This window comes from Micromonospora sp. NPDC047521 (genome assembly GCF_055587305.1).
The window spans coordinates 205,902-224,850 of record NZ_JBVJGN010000009.1; the positions used below are offsets into that span (position 1 = coordinate 205,902).

At 71.8% G+C, this 18,949-nt stretch carries 19 protein-coding genes; 9 read left to right on the top strand and 10 right to left on the bottom strand.

Going from position 1 to position 18,949, the window contains the following annotated elements; translation table 11 throughout:
• Window positions 1-145 precede the first annotated feature (145 nt).
• The gene (locus ACZ6N8_RS20895; protein ID WP_466012041.1) at window positions 146-1,531 is read left to right on the top strand and encodes a chitinase; all 1,386 of its coding nucleotides are present in this window, start codon (window positions 146-148) and stop codon (window positions 1,529-1,531) included.
• Between the two features lie 107 nt (window positions 1,532-1,638).
• Complete coding sequence (locus ACZ6N8_RS20900) at window positions 1,639-3,204, top strand: cellulose binding domain-containing protein (RefSeq protein WP_466012043.1); 1,566 nt, start codon at window positions 1,639-1,641, stop codon at window positions 3,202-3,204.
• Between the two features lie 12 nt (window positions 3,205-3,216).
• Here ACZ6N8_RS20900 and ACZ6N8_RS20905 read toward each other — a convergent pair whose 3' ends face one another.
• Entirely contained in the window at window positions 3,217-3,888 is a 672-nt protein-coding gene (locus tag ACZ6N8_RS20905; protein ID WP_466012045.1) for a DedA family protein, read from the bottom strand.
• 70 nt (window positions 3,889-3,958) lie between these two features.
• Entirely contained in the window at window positions 3,959-4,573 is a 615-nt protein-coding gene (locus tag ACZ6N8_RS20910) for a DUF1349 domain-containing protein (RefSeq protein WP_466012047.1), read from the bottom strand.
• 63 nt (window positions 4,574-4,636) lie between these two features.
• Between ACZ6N8_RS20910 and ACZ6N8_RS20915 the strand changes: the two genes are divergently transcribed.
• Entirely contained in the window at window positions 4,637-6,289 is a 1,653-nt protein-coding gene (locus ACZ6N8_RS20915; protein WP_466012049.1) for an alpha-amylase family protein, read from the top strand.
• A 42-nt stretch (window positions 6,290-6,331) separates the two neighbouring features.
• Window positions 6,332-7,090, top strand: a complete 759-nt coding sequence (gene fabG / locus ACZ6N8_RS20920; RefSeq protein ID WP_466012051.1) for a 3-oxoacyl-ACP reductase FabG — start codon at window positions 6,332-6,334, stop codon at window positions 7,088-7,090.
• A 6-nt stretch (window positions 7,091-7,096) separates the two neighbouring features.
• On the opposite strand, the gene ACZ6N8_RS20925 is transcribed toward fabG, so the two are convergent.
• The 3 genes from ACZ6N8_RS20925 to ACZ6N8_RS20935 form a co-directional block, all read right to left on the bottom strand.
• Window positions 7,097-7,513 (bottom strand): hypothetical protein, encoded by a 417-nt coding sequence (locus ACZ6N8_RS20925; protein ID WP_364373999.1) that lies wholly within the window; start codon window positions 7,511-7,513, stop codon window positions 7,097-7,099.
• Window positions 7,506-7,898: a hypothetical protein gene (locus tag ACZ6N8_RS20930; RefSeq protein ID WP_354826187.1), complete on the bottom strand. Its 393-nt coding sequence runs from the start codon at window positions 7,896-7,898 to the stop codon at window positions 7,506-7,508. Before ACZ6N8_RS20930 ends, ACZ6N8_RS20925 begins: the two co-directional genes overlap by 8 nt.
• Window positions 7,899-8,035: 137 nt before the next feature.
• Entirely contained in the window at window positions 8,036-8,398 is a 363-nt protein-coding gene (locus ACZ6N8_RS20935; protein WP_466012054.1) for a cupin domain-containing protein, read from the bottom strand.
• Between the two features lie 182 nt (window positions 8,399-8,580).
• Between ACZ6N8_RS20935 and ACZ6N8_RS20940 the strand changes: the two genes are divergently transcribed.
• Both ACZ6N8_RS20940 and erm read left to right on the top strand, forming a co-directional pair.
• Window positions 8,581-9,483 (top strand): Gfo/Idh/MocA family protein, encoded by a 903-nt coding sequence (locus ACZ6N8_RS20940; protein ID WP_466012182.1) that lies wholly within the window; start codon window positions 8,581-8,583, stop codon window positions 9,481-9,483.
• Between the two features lie 394 nt (window positions 9,484-9,877).
• Window positions 9,878-10,675 carry an ErmE/ErmH/ErmO/ErmR family 23S rRNA (adenine(2058)-N(6))-methyltransferase gene (gene erm / locus ACZ6N8_RS20945; RefSeq protein ID WP_466012055.1) on the top strand — a complete coding sequence of 266 codons (798 nt, stop codon included), beginning with the start codon at window positions 9,878-9,880 and terminating at the stop codon, window positions 10,673-10,675.
• A gap of 8 nt (window positions 10,676-10,683) precedes the next feature.
• Here erm and ACZ6N8_RS20950 read toward each other — a convergent pair whose 3' ends face one another.
• Complete coding sequence (locus tag ACZ6N8_RS20950; RefSeq protein WP_400307814.1) at window positions 10,684-10,875, bottom strand: DUF2795 domain-containing protein; 192 nt, start codon at window positions 10,873-10,875, stop codon at window positions 10,684-10,686.
• Between the two features lie 100 nt (window positions 10,876-10,975).
• Here ACZ6N8_RS20950 and ACZ6N8_RS20955 point away from each other — a divergent pair, with 100 nt between their 5' ends.
• The gene (locus ACZ6N8_RS20955; protein ID WP_466012057.1) at window positions 10,976-12,232 is read left to right on the top strand and encodes an erythromycin esterase family protein; all 1,257 of its coding nucleotides are present in this window, start codon (window positions 10,976-10,978) and stop codon (window positions 12,230-12,232) included.
• 66 nt (window positions 12,233-12,298) lie between these two features.
• Here ACZ6N8_RS20955 and ACZ6N8_RS20960 read toward each other — a convergent pair whose 3' ends face one another.
• From ACZ6N8_RS20960 to ACZ6N8_RS20970, 3 genes are all read right to left on the bottom strand, one after another.
• Window positions 12,299-14,500, bottom strand: coding sequence for an MMPL family transporter (locus ACZ6N8_RS20960; protein WP_466012059.1), 2,202 nt, complete (start codon window positions 14,498-14,500; stop codon window positions 12,299-12,301).
• Window positions 14,500-15,087: a TetR/AcrR family transcriptional regulator gene (locus ACZ6N8_RS20965; protein ID WP_466012061.1), complete on the bottom strand. Its 588-nt coding sequence runs from the start codon at window positions 15,085-15,087 to the stop codon at window positions 14,500-14,502. Before ACZ6N8_RS20965 ends, ACZ6N8_RS20960 begins: the two co-directional genes overlap by 1 nt.
• 100 nt (window positions 15,088-15,187) lie before the next feature.
• Window positions 15,188-15,622: a winged helix-turn-helix transcriptional regulator gene (locus ACZ6N8_RS20970; protein ID WP_357989438.1), complete on the bottom strand. Its 435-nt coding sequence runs from the start codon at window positions 15,620-15,622 to the stop codon at window positions 15,188-15,190.
• A 79-nt stretch (window positions 15,623-15,701) separates the two neighbouring features.
• On the opposite strand from ACZ6N8_RS20970, the gene ACZ6N8_RS20975 reads away from it, so the two are divergent.
• Together ACZ6N8_RS20975 and ACZ6N8_RS20980 are read left to right on the top strand one after the other, a co-directional pair.
• Window positions 15,702-17,219 carry an MFS transporter gene (locus ACZ6N8_RS20975; RefSeq protein ID WP_466012063.1) on the top strand — a complete coding sequence of 506 codons (1,518 nt, stop codon included), beginning with the start codon at window positions 15,702-15,704 and terminating at the stop codon, window positions 17,217-17,219.
• Window positions 17,216-18,175 (top strand): DNA polymerase domain-containing protein, encoded by a 960-nt coding sequence (locus ACZ6N8_RS20980; protein ID WP_466012065.1) that lies wholly within the window; start codon window positions 17,216-17,218, stop codon window positions 18,173-18,175. Before ACZ6N8_RS20975 ends, ACZ6N8_RS20980 begins: the two co-directional genes overlap by 4 nt.
• Window positions 18,176-18,226: 51 nt before the next feature.
• Here ACZ6N8_RS20980 and ACZ6N8_RS20985 read toward each other — a convergent pair whose 3' ends face one another.
• Window positions 18,227-18,841 carry a TetR/AcrR family transcriptional regulator gene (locus ACZ6N8_RS20985; RefSeq protein WP_466012067.1) on the bottom strand — a complete coding sequence of 205 codons (615 nt, stop codon included), beginning with the start codon at window positions 18,839-18,841 and terminating at the stop codon, window positions 18,227-18,229.
• Window positions 18,842-18,949: the final 108 nt, after the last annotated feature.

Genomic DNA, 18,949 nt, shown 5'->3' on the forward strand with positions numbered 1-18,949 from the left:
GGGCCTGTGCGGGTCTCCCGTCGCGTCGTCGCGCGGCGGGAGACCCAATCATTCGCGTCGGCCTCTGGACAGAAACAGTTAACTGTCTTAATAATTAGCGCCAACGTTGACGTACATGGATGCCCAGCCGGGCGCGGAGGGCCGCATGAAGCCTGCCAGATCCCTTGTCCTGCCCCTGGTCACCGCGTTGGCCGCGACGCTCGGCGCGGCCTGGGTCGCGCTGCCCGCCTTCGCCGCCGGGGCCACCGCCAGCTTCGTCAAGACCGCCGACTGGGGCTCCGGTTGGGAGGGGAAGTACACGATCACCAACGGCGGCGGATCGGCGATCAACGGCTGGAGCCTCGTCTTCGACCTGCCCTCCGGCACCACAGTGGGCAGCTACTGGGACGCGACACTCAGCTCCGCCGGTCAGCGGCACACCTTCACCAACCGGTCCTGGAACGGCACGGTCGCCCCGGGTGCCTCGGTCTCCTTCGGTTTCCTGGCCAGCGGCTCCGGCGCCCCGACCGGCTGCCAGCTCAACGGCGCGCCGTGCGGCGGCGGCACCCCGCCCACCACGCCTCCACCCACCACACCCCCGCCGACCACGCCACCGCCCACCACGCCACCCCCGACGGACCCGCCCACCGGCGGGCTGCCGAAGCACCTGCTCACCGGCTACTGGCACAACTTCGACAACCCCGCCGTGGAACTGCGACTGCGCGACGTCCCCGCCGAGTACGACCTCGTCGCCGTCGCCTTCGCCGAGGCCACCACGGCGCCTGGCGCGCTCACCTTCGGTATCGACCCCGGGCTGTCCGCCGCGCTCGGCGGTTACACCGACGCGGACTTCACCGCCGACGTCCGTACCCTGCACCAACGGGGCAAGCGGGTGATCCTCTCCGTGGGCGGCGAGACCGGCCGCGTCACCGTGAACGACGCCGCCTCGGCCACCGTCTTCGCCGACACGGCCGCCACGCTGATCGCCCGCTACGGCTTCGACGGCATCGACATCGACCTGGAGAACGGGCTCAACCCGACGTACATGGCACAGGCGCTGCGCGCGCTGCGGGCCAAGATCGGGTCGGGTCTGATCATCGCGATGGCGCCGCAGACCATCGACATGCAGAACCCGGCCGGCGGCTACTTCAAGCTGGCGCTCGACATCAGGGACATCCTGACGGTCGTCAACACCCAGTTCTACAACTCCGGGGCGATGCTCGGCTGCGACCAGAACGCCGCGTACGGCCAGGGCACCGTGAACTTCATCGTCGCGCTTGCCTGCATCCAACTGGAGGCCGGGTTGCGCCCCGACCAGGTCGGCCTCGGCCTGCCCGCCGGACCGGGTGCGGCCGGTGGCGGCATCGTCGCGCCAAGCGTGGTCAACGCCGCGCTGGACTGCCTGGCCCGGGGCACCAACTGCGGCAGCTTCCGGCCGCCGCGCACCTACCCCGGCATCCGAGGCGCGATGACCTGGTCGGTGAACTGGGACGTCAGCAACGGCAACGGCTTCGCCCGCACGGTCGCCCCGCACCTGGACACCCTGCCCTGAGCGGCGCCGACGCCCGTACCGGCGTCGGCGCACCACCTGCGCGGCCGGCGCACCACCCGGCCGCGCAGGGCACCATCCCCCCACCACACCGGTCCCTGGAGGCCACCGTGAAAATCCGATCCCCCCGCGCGGCGACGTTCGCCGTCGCGCTGGCCGCCGCACTGGTGGCGGCCACCGTCGTGGCACCGCCGGCCGCGTCGGCCGCCACCGCCGCCTTCGCCCGCACCAGCAGCTGGAGCAGCGGGTACGAGGCGAAGTTCACAGTCACCAACAACACGTCCACGGCGATCACCTCCTGGGACGTGCAGTTCGACCTGCCGGCCGGCAGCACCGTCGGGTCCGCCTGGGACGCCCAGGTGAGCAGCTCCGGTCAGCACGTGACCGCCCGCAACCTGTCCTGGAACGGTGCCCTGTCGGCAGGCGCGAGCACCTCGTTCGGCTTCATCGTGGCCGGCACCGGTGACCCCACCAACTGCACGGTCAACGGCGCGTCCTGCTCCGGCGGCCCCACCACGCCCCCGGGCGCCCCCGGCACTCCCGGCGGCCTGCGGGTCACCGGCACGACCGCCTCGGCGGTATCGCTGGCCTGGAACGCGGTGGGTGGCACGGTGACCGGCTACCGGGTGTACGAGGGCTCGACGGTGCGCGCCACGGTCACCGGCACCTCGACGACCGTCTCCGGCCTGGCCGCCTGCTCGGCGCACAGCTACACGGTGGCCGCGTACAACTCGGCGGGGGAGTCGGCGCGCTCGGCGGCGGTCGCCGCGAACACCACAGGCTGCACCGGTGGCGGCGGTTCGATGGCCGTCGCGCCCTACCTCTACCCGGGCTGGGGTGACCCGCCCGCCCCGGGGACCGTCATGTCGGCGACCGGCGTGAAGTGGTTCACCATCGCCTTCGTGCTCTCCGGTGGCGGCTGCACCCCGGCCTGGGACGGCGGCGGCCCGCTCACCGGCGGCGCGCACGCCAGCACCATCGCGGCGATCCGGGCGGCCGGCGGCGACGTGATCCCGTCCATCGGCGGCTGGAGCGGCAACAAGCTGGGCCCGAACTGCTCCTCGGCCAGCGCCCTGGCCGGCGCGTACCAGCAGGTGATCAACGCGTTCGGGCTCAAGGCGATCGACATCGACATCGAGAACAGCGACGAGTTCGAGAACGAGGTCGTACAGGACCGGATCCTCGGCGCGCTGAAGATCGTGAAGCAGAACAACCCGGGCCTGAAGACGATCATCACGTTCGGCACGTCGACCACCGGCCCGTCGTACTACGGCACCCGCCTGATCAACCAGGCCGCCGCGCTCGGCGCCAACATCGACACCTTCACCATCATGCCGTTCGACTTCGGCGGCGGGGCCAACATGTACCAGAGCACTGTCAACGCCGCCGAGGGGCTGAAGAACACGCTGAAGACGGCCTTCGGCTGGTCCGACGCGACGGCGTACGCCCACATGGGCATCTCCGGGATGAACGGGCTCTCCGACCAGCAGGAGTTGACCACGCCGGCCACCTGGACCCAGATCCGGGACTGGGCGAAGGCGCGTGGGCTGAGCCGGTTCACGTTCTGGTCGGTCAACCGGGACCGGCCGTGCCCGGGCGGGGGAGTCGTCTCCAACTGCTCAGGCATCGCGCAGAACACGTGGGAGTTCACGTCGATCAGCGCGCAGTTCAACTGAGCGCGACGCGGATCAGCGACCGGCGGTCACCGACCGCCGGTCGTCGCGTTCCCGGCGGCGGCGGACCTTACGGATCACCCAGGTGACGAGCATGACCGCGAAGACCGCGATGATCGCATAGTTGAACCAGTCGCTGTAGCGCTCGACGTTCTGCCAGCGGCTGCCGAGCGCGTAGCCGGCGCCGACGATGAGGGCGTTCCACAGCCCGCTGCCGATCGTGGTGAGCAGGACGAACTCGCCAAGCGGCATCCGGTTGGCCCCCGCCGGGACGGACACCAGGCTGCGGACCACAGGGACCACCCGGCCGATCAGCACCGCCCACCGGCCGTGCCGCTCGAACCAGCGGTCGGCCTTCTCCAGGTCGTCGCGGTCGACCAACGGGATGTGGTCCAGCCAGCGCTTGAGCCGTTCCTCGCCCAGCGCCGCGCCGAGCCAGTAGAGCACCAGCGCACCGACGAGCGAGCCGACCGTCGCGGCGACCACCACGAGCACGACGTTGAACTGGCCCTCGTGGGCCAGGAAACCGGCCATCGCCAGCACGATCTCGCTGGGGATCGGCGGGACGATGCTCTCAAGGGCGACCAGCAACGCGACACCTACCGGGCCCATCGCCTCGATCACCGAGGCCACCCAACCGGTCAACCCGGTGAACTCGGACGGGTCACCAGCCTGGGCGTACGCCATGGTCGTCCTTCCGGGTCGGCTGTCGGGGATCGGAGGGTGATACCCCGCAGCGCCTGTCCCACACCTGTGCTCAGTGCTCCGGGTGCAGCGCGGTGTCCGCCGGCCCCCGCCGCCAACCGGTGAACACCACGCTCAGGCCGGCGCGGACCGGAGCGCAGCAGAACGGGCCCGCCACGGCCTCGGCCGCCGGGTCCAGTGGGGCGAGCCGGACCAGCTGCCATGGCTCGTCGTCGGCCCGGGCCCGTACGGTGAGCGCGTCGCCGGCCCTGCTGACCCGGACGGTCACCTGCCGACCCGCCCACCTCGGCACGGGCCCCACCGACCAGTCGGAGAACTCCCTGGTAACCACCGCGCCGAGTTGCAGCTCGCCGTCGCTCATCTCGACGCCGGCCTTGGTCCAGGTCCGCTCGTCCACCCGCACCAGCGCGCCGGCCTGGTCGAACTGCCCGCTCAGGTCCAGCCGGAAGCTCACCTCCATGGCGCTGCCGACCGGCAGCGGCGCCAGCAGGGCGGGGCCGTTGTCGTGGACGAAGCCGTAGCTGGTCCGCCGCCAGAAGTCGGTCTCCGCGGCGGCCTCGACGACCAACTCGCCGGCCGGGCCCCGCTCGGCGCGCAGCGGCGGGTTCAACCACCGGCCCTGGGACCAGTCCAACGGTTCGCCAGGCGGTACGAGGTCGGTGTTCATGACCGGCACGGTACTTGCCGGATCCGGTTTGCCGCCGTGATCGTTGGGAGATGTTCCTCCGGCATGGGTGACCGTTGGTATTCCGAAGCCGTCGTCTACTGCCTCGACATCGACACGTACGCCGACTCGGACGGCGACGGGGTCGGTGACATCCGTGGGCTGATCGGCCGGCTGGACTATCTGGCCCGGCTGGGCGTGACCTGCCTGTGGCTGCACCCGATCCACCCGTCACCGAACCGCGACGACGGGTACGACGTCACCGACTTCTACAACGTGGACCCGCGCTTCGGCACCCTCGGTGACTTCGCCGAGCTGCTGCACCAGGCGCAGAACCGGGGCATCCGCGTGATCATCGACCTGGTGGTCAACCACACCTCCGACGAGCACCCGTGGTTCCAGTCCGCCCGCTCGTCGCCGGACTCGCCGTACCGGGACTGGTTCGTCTGGTCCGACACCGAGCCGGACGACAGGCACCAGGGCATGGTCTTCCCCGGCGAGCAGAAGGAGACCTGGAGCTACGACCGGACCGCCAAGGCGTGGTTCTACCACCGGTTCTACAAGTTCCAGCCGGACCTCAACTTCGCCAACCCGCAGGTCCGGGCCGAGGTCAAGAAGATCATGTCGTTCTGGCTCCAGCTCGGCGTCTCCGGGTTCCGGATGGACGCCGTGCCGTTCATCATCGAGCTGACCGAGCCGGGCAACCCGAACTCGCCGAAGGACTTCGAGTTCCTCACCGAGATGCGCCAGCATGTGCAGTGGCGGCGCGGCGACGCCGTCCTGCTGGCCGAGGCGAACGTCGAACCGGACCAGCTCCCGACGTTCTTCGGTGACGGCAGCGGCTCCGGCAACCGCATCCACATGCTCTTCGACTTCATGCTCAACGGCCGGCTCATGCTCGCCCTGGCGCGCGAGGACCCGGAGTCGCTGATCGAGGCGCTGCGGGACACCCCGAAGCTGCCTGTCGGCGGTCAGTGGGCCACGTTCCTGCGCAACCACGACGAGATCGACCTGTCCCGGTTGACCACCGAACAGCGCAACCAGGTGTACGCGAAGTTCGGCCCGGACGAGAACATGCGCATCTACGACCGGGGCATCCGTCGCCGGCTCGCCCCGATGCTCGGCAACGACAGGCGGCACCTCGAACTGGCGTACGCCCTGCAGTTCTCGATGCGCGGCACGCCTGTGCTGCGCTACGGCGAGGAGATCGGGATGGGCGAGGACCTGTCGCTGCCCGGTCGGGAGGCGATCCGTACCCCGATGCAGTGGTCGTACCAGCCCAATGCCGGCTTCTCCACGGCGGACCCGGAGAAGCTGGTCCGTCCGGTGATCGACAAGGGTGAGTTCGGCTACCAGAACGTCAACGTCACCGCCCAGCGGAGCGACTCGAAGTCACTGCTCGCCTGGTTCGAGCGCATGATCCGTACGCTGCGCGAGGCCCCGGAGATCGGGTCCGGTTCGACGACGCACATCGACGTGGCGATGCCCGCCGGGGTGCTGGCGCACCGGGCGGACGGGCCGACCGGGACCATGGTCTTCGTGCACAACCTCGGTACCGACGACGTCGAGGTTGACCTGAGCAGCCTGGAGCCGGAGGCCGACATGCCCATCGACGTGCTCGCCGACAGGGGTTACGGCGACCTGGGCAAGCTCGGCGCGGTGAAGGTCTCCGGCCACGGATACCGGTGGATTCGCCTATGCCGGGGTCGGGGGTTCTGACGCTAAGCTCCTCCGATCACCCCAAGTTACCCGGAGGTAGTCATGTCGGAGGAGCCCCGCGTCGCCATCGTCACCGGAGCCGCGCGCGGTATCGGCGCGGCCACCGCCCGGCGGCTGGCCGCTGACGGTCTGGCCGTCGCCGTTGTCGACATCGAGGAGTCGGCCACCAAGGAGACGGTGGACGCCATCGCGGCGGACGGCGGCCGGGCGCTCGGCGTGGGCGCCGACGTGTCCGACCGGGACCAGGTCGAGGCGGCGGTGGCCCGGATCGCCGCCGAACTGGGCGCGCCCACCGTGCTCGTCAACAACGCGGGCGTGCTCCGCGACAACCTGCTGTTCAAGATGACGAACGCCGACTGGGACACCGTCATGGGTGTGCACCTGCGCGGTGCGTTCCTGTTCAGCCAGGCCGCCCAGAAGCACATGGTGGACCGCAAGTGGGGCCGGATCGTCAACCTGTCCAGCACCTCCGCGCTCGGCAACCGGGGCCAGGCGAACTACGCCGCCGCCAAGGCCGGCCTCCAGGGCTTCACCAAGACGCTCGCCATCGAGCTGGGGCCGTTCGGGATCACCGCCAACGCGGTAGCGCCAGGCTTCATCGTCACCGACATGACCGCGGCCACCGCCGCCCGGATGAAGGTCGACTTCGAGGACCTGCAGAAGCACGCCGCAGCCGAGATCCCGGTCCGCCGACCGGGCCGGCCGGAGGACGTCGCGCACACCATCTCGTTCCTGGTGAGCGAGGGCGCGGGCTTCGTCTCCGGGCAGGTCATCTACGTCGCCGGCGGCCCCCGGAACTGAGCCTGGTCAGGCGTGGTCGTGGCGGGTGCGCCACAGCCAGAACAGGCCGAGCACCGGCAGCACCAGCGGAATGTAGCCGTACCCGCTGCCGAACTGCGACCAGACCGTCTCGTCGGGGAAGAGTTCCCTGTCGACGAGGCTCAGGACGCCGACCGCGACCACGCCGACCAGCTCCACCGAACAGCAGGCCAACGCGACCCGCCGGCCGGTGTGCCCGGCCCGGGCCAGGCCCACCGCCGCCACGATGTAGATGAGCGCGGCCAGCGCGGACAGCAGGTACGCCACAGGCGCCTCGCCGAACTTCGTGGCGATCTGCAGGCCCGCCCGGCTCGTCGCCGCGATGGCGAACAGCAGGTAGACAGCGATCAGCAGTCGACCCGGGCCGGAGTTCGTGCGAGGCCTGGCCGTTTCGGTCTCAACCACCGAGCACCTCCCAGGTCTGCTGCAACCGGACCACCACCACCGGGGCCACCAGGCAGACGGCGCACACGATCGCCGACCCCCAACGGGTCGGCTCCATCCGGGCCAGCACCCAGGCCAGCGGCGGCAGGCAGACAAGCGTGACCAGGTAGCCGAAGAAGGCGCCGGGCTCGCCGGGCCGATCCCCGCCGCCCACCGCGACGAGCGCCAGCACGCCCAACACGAGCAACGCCACCTCGAGTACGGCCAGACCGACGAACTGCACCCGGTCCGGTGGCCGGTGGCGTACCGCCGCCACCAGCGCCCACGCCGCGACGAGCAGCGACAGCACGATCGGCACGGTTGCGACGATCCCGTCCACAGGCGAGTCGGCGCCCACGCCGGTCACCGGACCCACCCGGTCGTTGCCTCGGTCACCGGCACAGCCTACTAACCGTCGTAGTAAAGGCGTGCCCTGCCTCTCCGCGTGTGACGCGCGCCGTCGAGGTGCCGTGTTCCGCAAGTCCTCCGCTTCCCGGGTCGGCGTCAGTCGCCTGCCTGCAGCCAGTAGACGGAGACGGCGAGGAGCGGTTCCGGTCCGTCGTTCCGGATCTGGTGCGGCACCGTGCTGTCGAACGCCGCGACGTCGCCGGCCCGCAGCACGTCCGTCCGGTCGGCGAACGTCAGGGTTCCGGTACCGGACACGATGATCCACACCTCACGAGACCGATGGACGTCGAGGTCGTTCGAGGTATTCGGGGCGACCGACCAACGGGCAACCTCGAACGGGGCGGGCGCCGTCGACGGGAACGGCAGCAGGGCACGGTATACGGGACCGCCCTCGGTGAAGTCGTACCAGTGTTCAAACGTCGCGACACCGCTGGTGATCGCTGGATTGGTGCTCGGCATGTCGTCGAGACTGCCTCGCCGCACCCGGTGCGTCTGGCGGCAATCGGACCCGGCGCTACCGGGATCAGACCAGGGTGAGCTGCTTCGATTGGTCGAACCCGCCGCCGTCACGGCCGCCGGTGCGACTAGCGTGGATCACGTCCGTGGCGTTGCCGCGGGCGGGGGAGACAGCGGAGGTACACGTGCTGCGGTTCGGGTTGTTCGGCACCGGTCACTGGGCGATCGAGACGCACGGCAAGGCGTTGCACGCGCACCCGGACGCGGAGCTGGTCGGGGTGTGGGGGCGCAACCCGGAGCGGGCCTCCGCGCTCGCCGAACGGTACGGGGTGCCCGCGTACGGCGACGTGGACGCGCTTATCGAGCAGTGCGAGGCGGTGGCCGTGGCGCTGCCCCCGGACATCCAGGCCGACATCGCGGTCCGGGCCGCCTCCGCGGGCCGGCACCTGCTGCTGGACAAGCCGCTGGCGCTCAGCGTGGCCGACGCCGACCGGGTGGTCGCTGCCGCCGAGGCCTCAGGGGTCGCCTCGGTCGTCTTCTTCACGCAGCGGTTCCAGCCGAACGTGACGGCGTTCCTCGCCGCCACCGCCGCCGCCGGGGGCTGGCAGCACGGGCGGACCGTCGCCTTCGCGTCGATCTTCCAGGACGGCAGCCCGTACGGCGGCTCGTTGTGGCGTCGGGAGCACGGAGCACTCTGGGACATCGCCCCGCACGCGCTCTCCATCCTGCTGCCGGTGCTGGGCCGGGTGACCCGGGTCGCCGCGATGGACGGGCCGAGCGGGATGGTGCACCTGCTGCTCACCCACGAGGGCGGTGCCACCAGCAGCGCCTCGCTCTCCCTGGACGCGCCGCAGGAGTCGATGACCCGCGAGTTCGTGTTCTACGGGGAGAACGGCATCGAGACCGTGCCGTACGGCGAGAACGACGCCGCGACCGCGTTCGGCGTGGCCATCGACCAGCTCGTCGAGCAGGTCCGTGCCGGCACCCGTGACCACCGCTGCGACGTGCGCTTCGGCCGCGAGGTGGTCACCATCCTCGCCGCCGCCGAAACCGCCCGCACCGAATCCCGCACCATCCCCCTCCCGTAACCCCATCCAACCCCGGTCGGGAGGGGTGGGAGGAAATCGGTGGGGGTGGGGGAGTGGGATCGGTAGGGTGGCGGGCATGTTCACGCATGCCCTGATCGAGGGGGTCGGTGCGCCGGCCGCCCGGGGTGCCCTGCTGGTGTCCCGTCCGCGAGTCCGGCGTCCGGCCCTGGCCGGCTGGGACGCAACCTGCCGCTGATCGGTCCATCCTCGCGGTGAGTCGGGGCCGTCGCCCCACCCCGCTGATCTTCTGCAACGGCACGAGGCTGCCGCCTCGTCGTCGCGTACCCCGTGCCATCGTCCAGGGCCGTTCGAGTCCCGATCCACTCGGACAGGCCCGGAATCCCGGCTGCCTGTCCAGCCCGTCGCCGAGTGGCGACAGACAGGACGACGACCCGTGGCGCCCCGCAACATTCGACGGACCGAACGAGACAGGTCCCGTCGCGTACTCAGCCAGAACTTCCTCACCGACCGGGCCGCCGTCGCGCGGCTGGTCCGCGTCGCCGACCCCGACCCCACCGGGCTCCTGCTGGAGGTCGGCGCCGGCCGCGGTCAGCTGACCCGGCCGCTCGCCGCCCGCTGCGGGCGACTGACGGCGTACGAGGTGGACCCGGCCGCGGGCCGGGAGTTGGCCGCCGTCTGCGCGGCCCTGCCCAACGTCGAGCACCAGCAGGCCGACTTCCTCGCGGCGGAGCCTCCACCTGAGCCGTTCGCTGTGGTCGGCAACATCCCGTGGTCGCTGACCTCGGCAGTGGTGCGCTGGTGCCTCGCCGCGCCCCGGTTACGCTCGGCGACCCTGCTCACCCAGTTGGAGTACGCCCGTCGGCGAAGCGGCGACTACGGCAGGTGGACCCGGCTCACCGTGCAGACCTGGCCGGAGGTCGAGTGGCGGCTGGCGGGGCGGGTGCCGCGTACCGCGTTCCGGCCGGTGCCGGCTGTCGACGCCGGGATCCTGCGCATCGAACGGCGGCCGGAGCCGCTGCTGTCGGCTGCGGCGCTGCCGGCGTACCGGAGGCTGGTGGGGTTGGGGTTCGAGGGCCTCGGCGGTTCCCTCGCCGCGACCCTGCGCCGACACCACCCGCCGGCCCGGGTCGCGTCCGCCCTGCGGGCGACGCGGATCGCGCCGGATGCCCCTGTCGGGTACGTCTGGCCGGAACAGTGGCTGGTGCTGTTCCGGCTACTGCACGCGAGGTGAACCGGGCGTCAGGCGAGGGTGGTCAGCGCCTCGCTCAGCTCGGCCGGCGACTCGAACTGCTCCGCCGGCAACGCCCGCAACATCTGCAACATGGCGGTGCTGGCCCCGTTCTCCTGCCCCCAGCGGACGAGGTCCTCGCGGGAGACCGGGTAGTCGAGCCCGGCCAGGTACTCCTGCAACTGCACCCCGGTGACGGTCATGCCGGCCGGCTACCCGCTCGGACCACACGTACACGCCGACGGCGTGTCGCCGGGCGGCGCGCCGACGGTTTGTCGGCGCGAGCGCCGGGTAGCCGCTGCCATGCTGGTTCAGCGGCTCGGCGCGCCGAGCGACTTCGACCCGTTGCTGGAGCGCGTCCGGGACGCCCGGGTGGTGATGATCGGCGAGTCCACCCACGGCAGCTACGACTACTACCGGCTGCGCGAACAGCTCACCCGCCGGCTCATCGCGGAGTGCGGCTTCTCCTTCGTGGCGGTGGAGGGCGACTGGCCGGACTGCGACCGGGTGCACCGGTCGGTGACCGCCGCGCCCGGCGGGGCCCTCGATCCGCAGACCGCGCTTGAGGGCTTCGAACGCTGGCCGACCTGGATGTGGGCGAACGCCGAGGTGGCCCGGTTCTGCCGCTGGCTGCGCGCCTGGAACCTGGAGCGGCCGGACGGTCAGCGGGCCGGGTTCCACGGCCTCGACGTGTACAGCCTCTGGGAGTCGATGCAGGCGATCTTCGACTACCTGGGTGAGGAGGACCCGACCTCGCTGGAGGCGGCGCAGGACGCGTACCGGTGCTTCGAGCCGTACGGCAAGCGGGTCGAGGAGTACGGCGCGGCCAGCCGGTTCGTCTCCGCGCGCTGTGAGGAGGAGGTCGTCCGGCTGTTGGCCCGTACCCGGGAACAGGCCATGTCGGACGGCCCGGACCGCTTCTCGGCCTGGCAGAACGCGGAGGTGGTGGCCGGCGCGGAGCGCTACTACCGGGCGATGGTGGCCGGTGGGCCGGATTCGTGGAACATCCGGGACACGCACATGCAGGACACGCTGGACCGGCTGCTCGACAGGTACGGCCCGGACGCGCGGGGAATCGTCTGGGCGCACAACACGCACGTCGGGGACGCGCGGGCCACCGACATGGCCGCCGACGGGATGGTCAACATCGGTCAGTTGGCGCGGGAGCGGCACGGCGACGACGCGGTGGCGCTCGTCGGGTTCGGCAGCTACCGGGGCACGGTGATCGCCGCGCCGCGGTGGGGCTCGCCGTCGGAGGCGATGGTCGTCCCGCCGGCCCGGGAGGGCTCGGTGGAGCGTCGGTTGCACGAGTTGATGCCCGAGCGGGCGGTGCTGGTCTTCGGTGGCGACGACCAGCCGGGGTGGGTCACCGGGACGGCGGACCACCGGGCGATCGGGGTGGTCTACGACCCGTCGTTCGAGTCCTGGGGCAACTACGTGCCCACCCGCCTGGGCGAACGCTACGACGCCTTCATCTGGTGCGACGAGACGACTGCCCTGCACCCGCTGCCCGTCCCGGCCGCCGCCGGTGAGATGGAGACGTACCCGGCGGGCGTCTGAGCACGGTCCGGACGTGACGAAGGCGCGGTGCCCGAGCGGACACCGCGCCTTCGTTCGTCTACCGGGTCACACCCGGGTCGGAGTGTGGTCCTCCAGGTGGGTGCGGAGACCCTCGCCTTCGATGTCGACGTTCGGCAGGGCCCGGTCGAGCCAGCGGGGGAGCCACCAGGCGCGGTCGCCGAGCAGGGACATCACCGCCGGGACGATTGTCATCCGGACCACGAACGCGTCGATGGCCACGCCGATGGCGAGCGCGAAGCCCATCGACTTGATGATCGGGTCGTCGAGGAACACGAAGCCGCCGAAGACGGACATCATGATCAGCGCGGCGGCGGTGACCACCCGGGCGCCGTGGCCCATGCCGCTGATCGTGGCCTCGCGCGCGGTGTCGCCGTGCACGAAGTCCTCCCGCATCCGGGAGACCAGGAACACCTCGTAGTCCATGGCCAGCCCGAACAGGATGCCGATCAGCAGGATGGGCAGGAAGCTGACCAGTGGGGCCGGCGTGTCCAGCCCGACCAGGCTGGCGAGGTGGCCCTGCTGGAAGATCGCCACCGTGATGCCGAACGTGGCGGCCACGGTGAGCAGGAAGCCCAGCGCCGCCTTGAGCGGCACCAGCAGTGAGCGGAACACCAGCATCAGCAGCAGCACCGAGAGCCCGACGACCAGCAGCAGGTAGATCGGCAGCGCGTCGGAGAGCTTCTCCGAGACGTCGATCCCGATCGCGGTGACGCCGGTGAGCAGCACCTCGGCGCCCTGGACCCCGCCGACCGCGTCGCGAACGTCCTGCACCAGGGTTTCGGTGGCCTCGTCGGTCGGGCCGGTCTTCGGCACCACGCCGAGCAGCGCCGTCCGACCGTCCGGGCTGAGCTGCGGCGGCGCGACCGCGAGGACGTTGTCGGTGCGCTGGATCAGTGCGGTGACCTGCGGCACGGCGGCCGCGGTCGCCTGCGCGTCGTCGCCCGCCACGACCACTGCGAGCCGGCCGGTGAAGCCCGGACCGAAGCCCTCGGTGGTGAGGTCGCTCGACACCCGGGCCGGGGAGCCCTCCGTCGCCGTGCTGGCGTCCGGCAGGGCCAGCCGCATGTCCGGCGTGGGCAGCGCGAGCAGCCCCAGGCCGAGCAACGCGACCAGGATGACCGGTACGCGGAAACGGGTCACGAAGCGTGCCCAGCGGAAGCCGAATCCGGAGCGGTCCTCGACCGGCAGCTTCTCCTCGCCCACCGCGTCGCCCGGGGCTGCGGCGTCGACGGCCGAGCGCAGCCGGCGCGGGAGCACCCGGTTGCCGGCGAAGCCGAGCAGCGCGGGCTGGAGGGTGATCGCCACGAGCACGGCGATGGTGACCGTGGCGGCGGCGGCGAGACCCATCACGGTGAGGAACGGGATGTTGACCACGGCCAACCCGGCGAGGGCGATGACCACCGTGGCACCCGCGAAGACCACAGCGGAACCGGCGGTGCCCACGGCCCGGCCGACCGCCTCCTCGGGGGACAGGCCCTCGAGCAGGTTCTGCCGGTGCCGGGACGTGATGAACAGCGAGTAGTCGATGCCGACCGCGAGACCGAGCATCAGCGCCAGGATCGGCGCCGTGGTGGTCAACTCGATGGCACCGCTGAGCGCGTACAGGCCGGCCATGCCGACGCCCACGCCGATCAGCGCGTTGAGCATCGTCATCCCGGCCGCCACCAGCGAACCGAAGGTGATGATCAGGACGATCGCGGCGACGAGCACGCCGAGCGCCTCGGTGGAGCCGATCTCCGGCTCGCCACCCAGCACCTCGCCGCCCGGGGCGACCTGCCAACCCTTCGCCTCGGCGGCCGAGCCGACCTCCTCGTACGCGGTGCGCTGCTCGTCGGTCACCTCGTCGCCACCGGTGGCGAACTGGACCTGGATCAGCGCGTACCGGCCGTTCGGCGAGACCGCGCCGGCCTGGAACGGGTCGACGGCGCCGACCACGCCGGGCAGCGTGGCGGCCTGCTGGACCAGCTCCCGCACCACGGCCTGGCCCTCGGGCGTGGCCAGTTGGCCGTCACCTGGTGCCTTGACCGCGATGGTGCCGGTGGCCCCGCTGGCGGCCGGGAACTGCTCGGAGAGCAGGTCCAGCGCCTGCTGGCTCTCGGTGCCCGGCATGGTGAAGTTGCTCGCCGTCGGGCCGCGCAGGGTCGCCGCGGCGATGCCGGCGCCGACGAGTACGACGAGCCAGAGCGCGACGACGAGCCGTCGCCGGCGCAACGCGCCCCGGCCGAGCCGGTAGAGCAGGGTGGCCATCAGGATTCCTTGTCCTCGGTCGTGGGTGTTTGGGGCTGGGGTGCGTCGACGGGTTCGACGGCCCGCCGGACGAGGGTGAGCAGGGCGGGGCGCAGGTCGTCCTCGGGCACGTCGACGAACTCGGCGCACGCCTCGGAGATGCCGGCCAGCAGCACCAGCGCGGCGATCTGGGCGCTCGGCCGGTCGGAGTACCCGGCCAGCGCGTTCCGCAGCCGGTCGGAGATCTCCTGGATGTGCATGAAGGCCGGCTGGCACAGCAGTTCGGGGAACTCGCCGCGCAGGACCGCGATCTCCCGGCGGAACCGGACCGCGAGGTCGACGAAGCCGGTCGCGGCGACCTCCTGGGCGGCGGCCCCGGTCAGGCCGGCGAGCTTGTCGTCGAGGGACTGCAACATCGCGATGGCCGGGGCCATCAGCTCGGCGAGCAGGGCTTCCTTGTTGGCGAAGTGGTAGAGGACGCTTGCCTTGGAGACGCCGACCTCGCGGGCGATGTCCTGCAACGAGGTGCCCCGGTAGCCGGTCACCGCGAACTGTCGCGCCGCGGCGGCGAGGATCTCGCCGTGTGTCTCGGACACCGCTCTTGCCATCACCGGTCCACCTCCGTGGACCAGCATGCCTGACCGATCGGTCAGAGCCTGACCGATCGGTCAGAGAAGGCTGGTGGCGTTCCCCACACCACCTCCTGGTTTAGCCGGCGTGTTCGGCGTCGTACCTGGTCCGCGCCTCGGCGATGGCCCGGCGGTGCCGCTCGGCCCAGCTCGTCAGCGCGACCAGCGACTCGTACAGCTCCATCGCCATCGGGGTCGCCGTGTACTCCACCTTCGGGGGGACGGTCGGGTAGACCGTGCGGTGCAGGAGGCCGTCGCGCTCCAGGTTGCGCAGGGTCAGCGTGAGCATCCGGCGGCTGATGCCCTCGATGTGCCGCTCCAGTTCGGTGAAGCGCACCGGGCCGTTCGACGCGGCCACCAGGATGCCGATGCTCCACTTGCCGCCGACCCGGTCCAGCACCTCGCGGACGGTGCACGCCCGGGCCTGCCCGGGGGTGAACGGCACGTTCCCGGCGGCGCAGGTGAACTCCGCCTCGACCTGCGCGGACACATCGCTGTTCCTCTGGGACATCACAGTGCCTCCTTCCGCTCCGACTCATGGTCACAGACGATGGCGTCAGTAACAAAGCGTGCACCAAGGAGGAGGATTCTCGATGGACCGTACCGCCCCGGCCCGCTGGCCTGCCCTACTCGTGCTCTGCGCCGGCAGCCTGATGATCATCCTGGATGGCAGCGTCGTCTCGGTGGCGCTGCCCGCCGTCCAACGCGACCTGGGCTTCACCCCCGCCGGCCTGGCCTGGGTGGTCAACGCGTACCTGGTCGCGTTCGGCGGGCTGCTGCTGCTCGCCGGACGCCTCGGCGACCTGCTCGGCCGGCGCCACGTCTTCCTCGCCGGCGTCGCCCTGTTCACCCTGGCCTCACTGGCCTGCGCGGCGGCCACCGGGCCGGCGCAGCTGGTCGGCGCGCGCTTCGGGCAGGGTGTCGGCGGCGCGCTCGCCATGGCGGTCAGCCTCGGCATGATCGTCCGGCTCTACCCCGAACCGGCCGAGCGGGCCCGCGCCATCGCCGTCTTCAGCTTCACAGGCGCGGCCGGCGCGTCGGTCGGCACGGTGGCCGGAGGCGTGCTCACCGACCTTGCCGGCTGGCGTTCGATCTTCCTGGTCAACCTCCCGATCGGGGCGGCGATCCTGCTCGTCGCCGTCCGCCAGCTCCCCGCCGAACGGGGCATCGGCCTGCGGTCGGGCCTCGACGTGTCCGGCGCGCTGCTCGCCACCGCCGGCCTGATGGCCACCGTGCTGGCCATCGTGGGCACCGGCGAGCACGGCTGGACCAGCCCGCGGACCCTCGGCGCGGCGGCGATCGCGGCGCTGCTGCTCGGCGGGTTCGCGGTACGCCAGCGGGCGGCGGCCACCCCGCTGCTGCCGGGCCGGGTGCTGCGGGTGCCGGGCCTGGTCGCGGCGAACACCGTGCAGTTCCTCATGGTGGCCGCGTTCTTCGGCTTCCAGTTCCTGCTCGCCGTCGAGCTGCAACTGGTGCTCGGGCTGGACGCCGCGGCGACCGGCTGGGCGTTCCTGCCCACCCCGGTGGTGATCGCGGTGGTCTCGCTCAGCCTGGCCGGTCGGCTCATCGCCAGGTGGGGTGCCCGGAGCCTGCTGCTGGCCGGGCTCGGGCTGGCGACAGTCGGTTTCCTGCTGCTCGCCCGGCTGCCCGCCGACGGTCGCTACCTGGCCGACGTGCTCCCCGCGATGGTGATCTTCGGGGTGGCCGGCGGTCTGACCCTGCCGGCGGTCACCACGCTGGCCATGGCCGGCGCGACCGACGCGGACGCCGGGCTCGCGTCCGGGCTCGCCAACACCACCCAGCAGGTCGGCGGGGCGGTCGGACTGGCCGCGCTTGCCACCCTGGCCGCCGCCCGCACCGACGTCCTGCGGGCCGGCGGCTCGGCCGAGACCGCCGCCCTGGCGGCCGGCTACCGGACGGCGTTCGCAGTGGCCGCCGCCCTGGTGGTCGCAGCGCTGCTGGTGGCGCTGGGCACGCTGCCGCGACGGCAGGCCGGCCCGCTGACCGACGCCGATGCGCCGGCCGGCGACGGCGGGCACCGGAAACAATCCGGCTCGGAACAACGCGCCCGGTTGACCGACGACGCCGGGGCCGAGAGGGTGATCGGATGAGCGAGGCTGACGAGACCCGCGACGGGGTGGCCCTGACCAACCTGGACCAGCCCCTGTCCGACACCGCCGACGCGACCAAGCGCGACCTGGTCGACTACCTGGACGCGGTGGCGGACCAGATCCTGCCCCAGTTGCGGGACCGGCCGCTGTCGGTGATCCGGGTCCGCCCCGGCCAGCCGCCGTTCATGCAGAAGAACCTTCCCCGGTACACCCCCGACTGGGTGCGTCGGGTGCCGATCTGGGCGGAGGCGTCGCACCGGGAGATCTCCTACGCCCTCTGCGACGACAGGCGCACCCTGCTCTGGTTCGCCAATCAGAGGGCTGTGGAGTACCACCCGACTCTGAACACTGTCGCCGACCAGCACCGCCCGACCCACCTGGTGCTCGACCTGGACCCACCCGAGGGCGGCGGATTCTCCGCCGCGGTCGCCGCCGCGCTGCTGGTCCGGCAGGCGCTCGCCGACGCCGGCCTCTCCGGGGCGGTCAAGACCAGCGGCGCCAAGGGCGTGCACGTCTTCGTCCCGCTGGCCGGCGACCCCGACGCCGAGGAGGTGGCCGCCGCCACCCGGGCGCTCGCCGTCCGCGCCGAACGGATCGACCCCGCGCTGGCCACCACGGCGTACATCAAGGAGGAGCGGGGCGGCCGGGTCTTCGTGGACGCCACCCGGGCCGGCGGCGCGACGGTGGCGGCCGCGTACAGCCCCCGGCTGCGCCCCGGGGTACCGGTCTCCTTCCCTGTCGACTGGGCCGACCTGACCGAGGTGACCCCTGCCGACTTCACCATCCGGACCGCGCCGTCGCTGCTGGCCGGCGCCGACAGGTGGGCGGCCGCGATGCCGGCGCCGCAGCCGCTCCCCGAAGACCTGGTGGCGGAGGGCCGGACCATCCCGGTGGCCCGGGTGCAGGCCATGCACGAGGGCAAGCGCCGGGCCCGCGCCCGCCGGGAAACCGGCTGAACCGCCCCGGTGATCTCGCCCGCGGGCAGCGACGTGCGCTCAGCGATCGGCCTAGCGTGGCCGGCTGACGGGAGCGCTGAGCATTCCGGCGATGGCGTCGACGAGGAAGTCGCCGACCTCGGGCCATCGCGGGTCTTCGCCGCTGCGTTCGGCGCGTGCCTCGACCTCGGCCGTCGTGGTGCTGACGATGCGGGTGATCAGGAGCGCCCGGCCGGCGACCACCTCCGGGTCGAGGTGTCGTAGCCGCGCGGCCAGTGACTCGCGCAGCTCCAGTGCCTGCGGCGTGGTGTCCTGGGCTTCCCGCATGATCGGCTGGGTGGCGGGGTTGTGCAGCATGTGTTCCAGGAACCGGGCCCGCCAGCTCGGGCGCGGTAGCTGGTCGAGAACCCGCATGCTCGGTTCCACGAGACCGCGGATGTCGCCGAGGACGGAGTTCTCGGGTGGGGGCATGCCCTCGCGTTGTTCCGCCACGGCGTGCACGTGGCGGGCCATGAGCGCCTTCAGCAGGCCCTCGCGTCCGCCGAAGTAGTAGCGCACCGCCGAGTGGTTGGTGTTGCCGGCCGCCTCGGCCACCCTGCGGTCGGAGACCTCGGCGACTCCCGACTCGGCGAACAGTCGCTCCGCCGCGTCCAGCAGCGCGGTGCGGGCCGCCTCGGACCGCCTCATGCCCGGCCCCCTCGTGTCTTCGCCCGACTGTGACTCAGGTCAACCTAGCCGGATTCCCGGTCCCGGCATCCGCCGCCTACAGTTTGTAAGTCAAGTGGCGTACAAACA

Excerpts from the sequence above, each read along its gene's own strand:
- fabG (WP_466012051.1), top strand. The coding sequence starts at position 6,332 with ATGTCGGAGGAGCCCCGCGTCGCCATCGTCACCGGAGCCGCGCGCGGT.
- ACZ6N8_RS20895 (WP_466012041.1), top strand. The coding sequence starts at position 146 with ATGAAGCCTGCCAGATCCCTTGTCCTGCCCCTGGTCACCGCGTTGGCC.
- ACZ6N8_RS20975 (WP_466012063.1), top strand. The coding sequence starts at position 15,702 with ATGGACCGTACCGCCCCGGCCCGCTGGCCTGCCCTACTCGTGCTCTGC.
- ACZ6N8_RS20910 (WP_466012047.1), bottom strand. The coding sequence starts at position 4,573 with ATGAACACCGACCTCGTACCGCCTGGCGAACCGTTGGACTGGTCCCAG.
- ACZ6N8_RS20985 (WP_466012067.1), bottom strand. The coding sequence starts at position 18,841 with ATGAGGCGGTCCGAGGCGGCCCGCACCGCGCTGCTGGACGCGGCGGAG.
- ACZ6N8_RS20935 (WP_466012054.1), bottom strand. The coding sequence starts at position 8,398 with ATGCCGAGCACCAATCCAGCGATCACCAGCGGTGTCGCGACGTTTGAA.
- ACZ6N8_RS20915 (WP_466012049.1), top strand. The coding sequence starts at position 4,637 with ATGGGTGACCGTTGGTATTCCGAAGCCGTCGTCTACTGCCTCGACATC.
- ACZ6N8_RS20965 (WP_466012061.1), bottom strand. The coding sequence starts at position 15,087 with ATGGCAAGAGCGGTGTCCGAGACACACGGCGAGATCCTCGCCGCCGCG.
- ACZ6N8_RS20960 (WP_466012059.1), bottom strand. The coding sequence starts at position 14,500 with ATGGCCACCCTGCTCTACCGGCTCGGCCGGGGCGCGTTGCGCCGGCGA.
- ACZ6N8_RS20980 (WP_466012065.1), top strand. The coding sequence starts at position 17,216 with ATGAGCGAGGCTGACGAGACCCGCGACGGGGTGGCCCTGACCAACCTG.
- ACZ6N8_RS20955 (WP_466012057.1), top strand. The coding sequence starts at position 10,976 with ATGCTGGTTCAGCGGCTCGGCGCGCCGAGCGACTTCGACCCGTTGCTG.
- ACZ6N8_RS20950 (WP_400307814.1), bottom strand. The coding sequence starts at position 10,875 with ATGACCGTCACCGGGGTGCAGTTGCAGGAGTACCTGGCCGGGCTCGAC.
- ACZ6N8_RS20905 (WP_466012045.1), bottom strand. The coding sequence starts at position 3,888 with ATGGCGTACGCCCAGGCTGGTGACCCGTCCGAGTTCACCGGGTTGACC.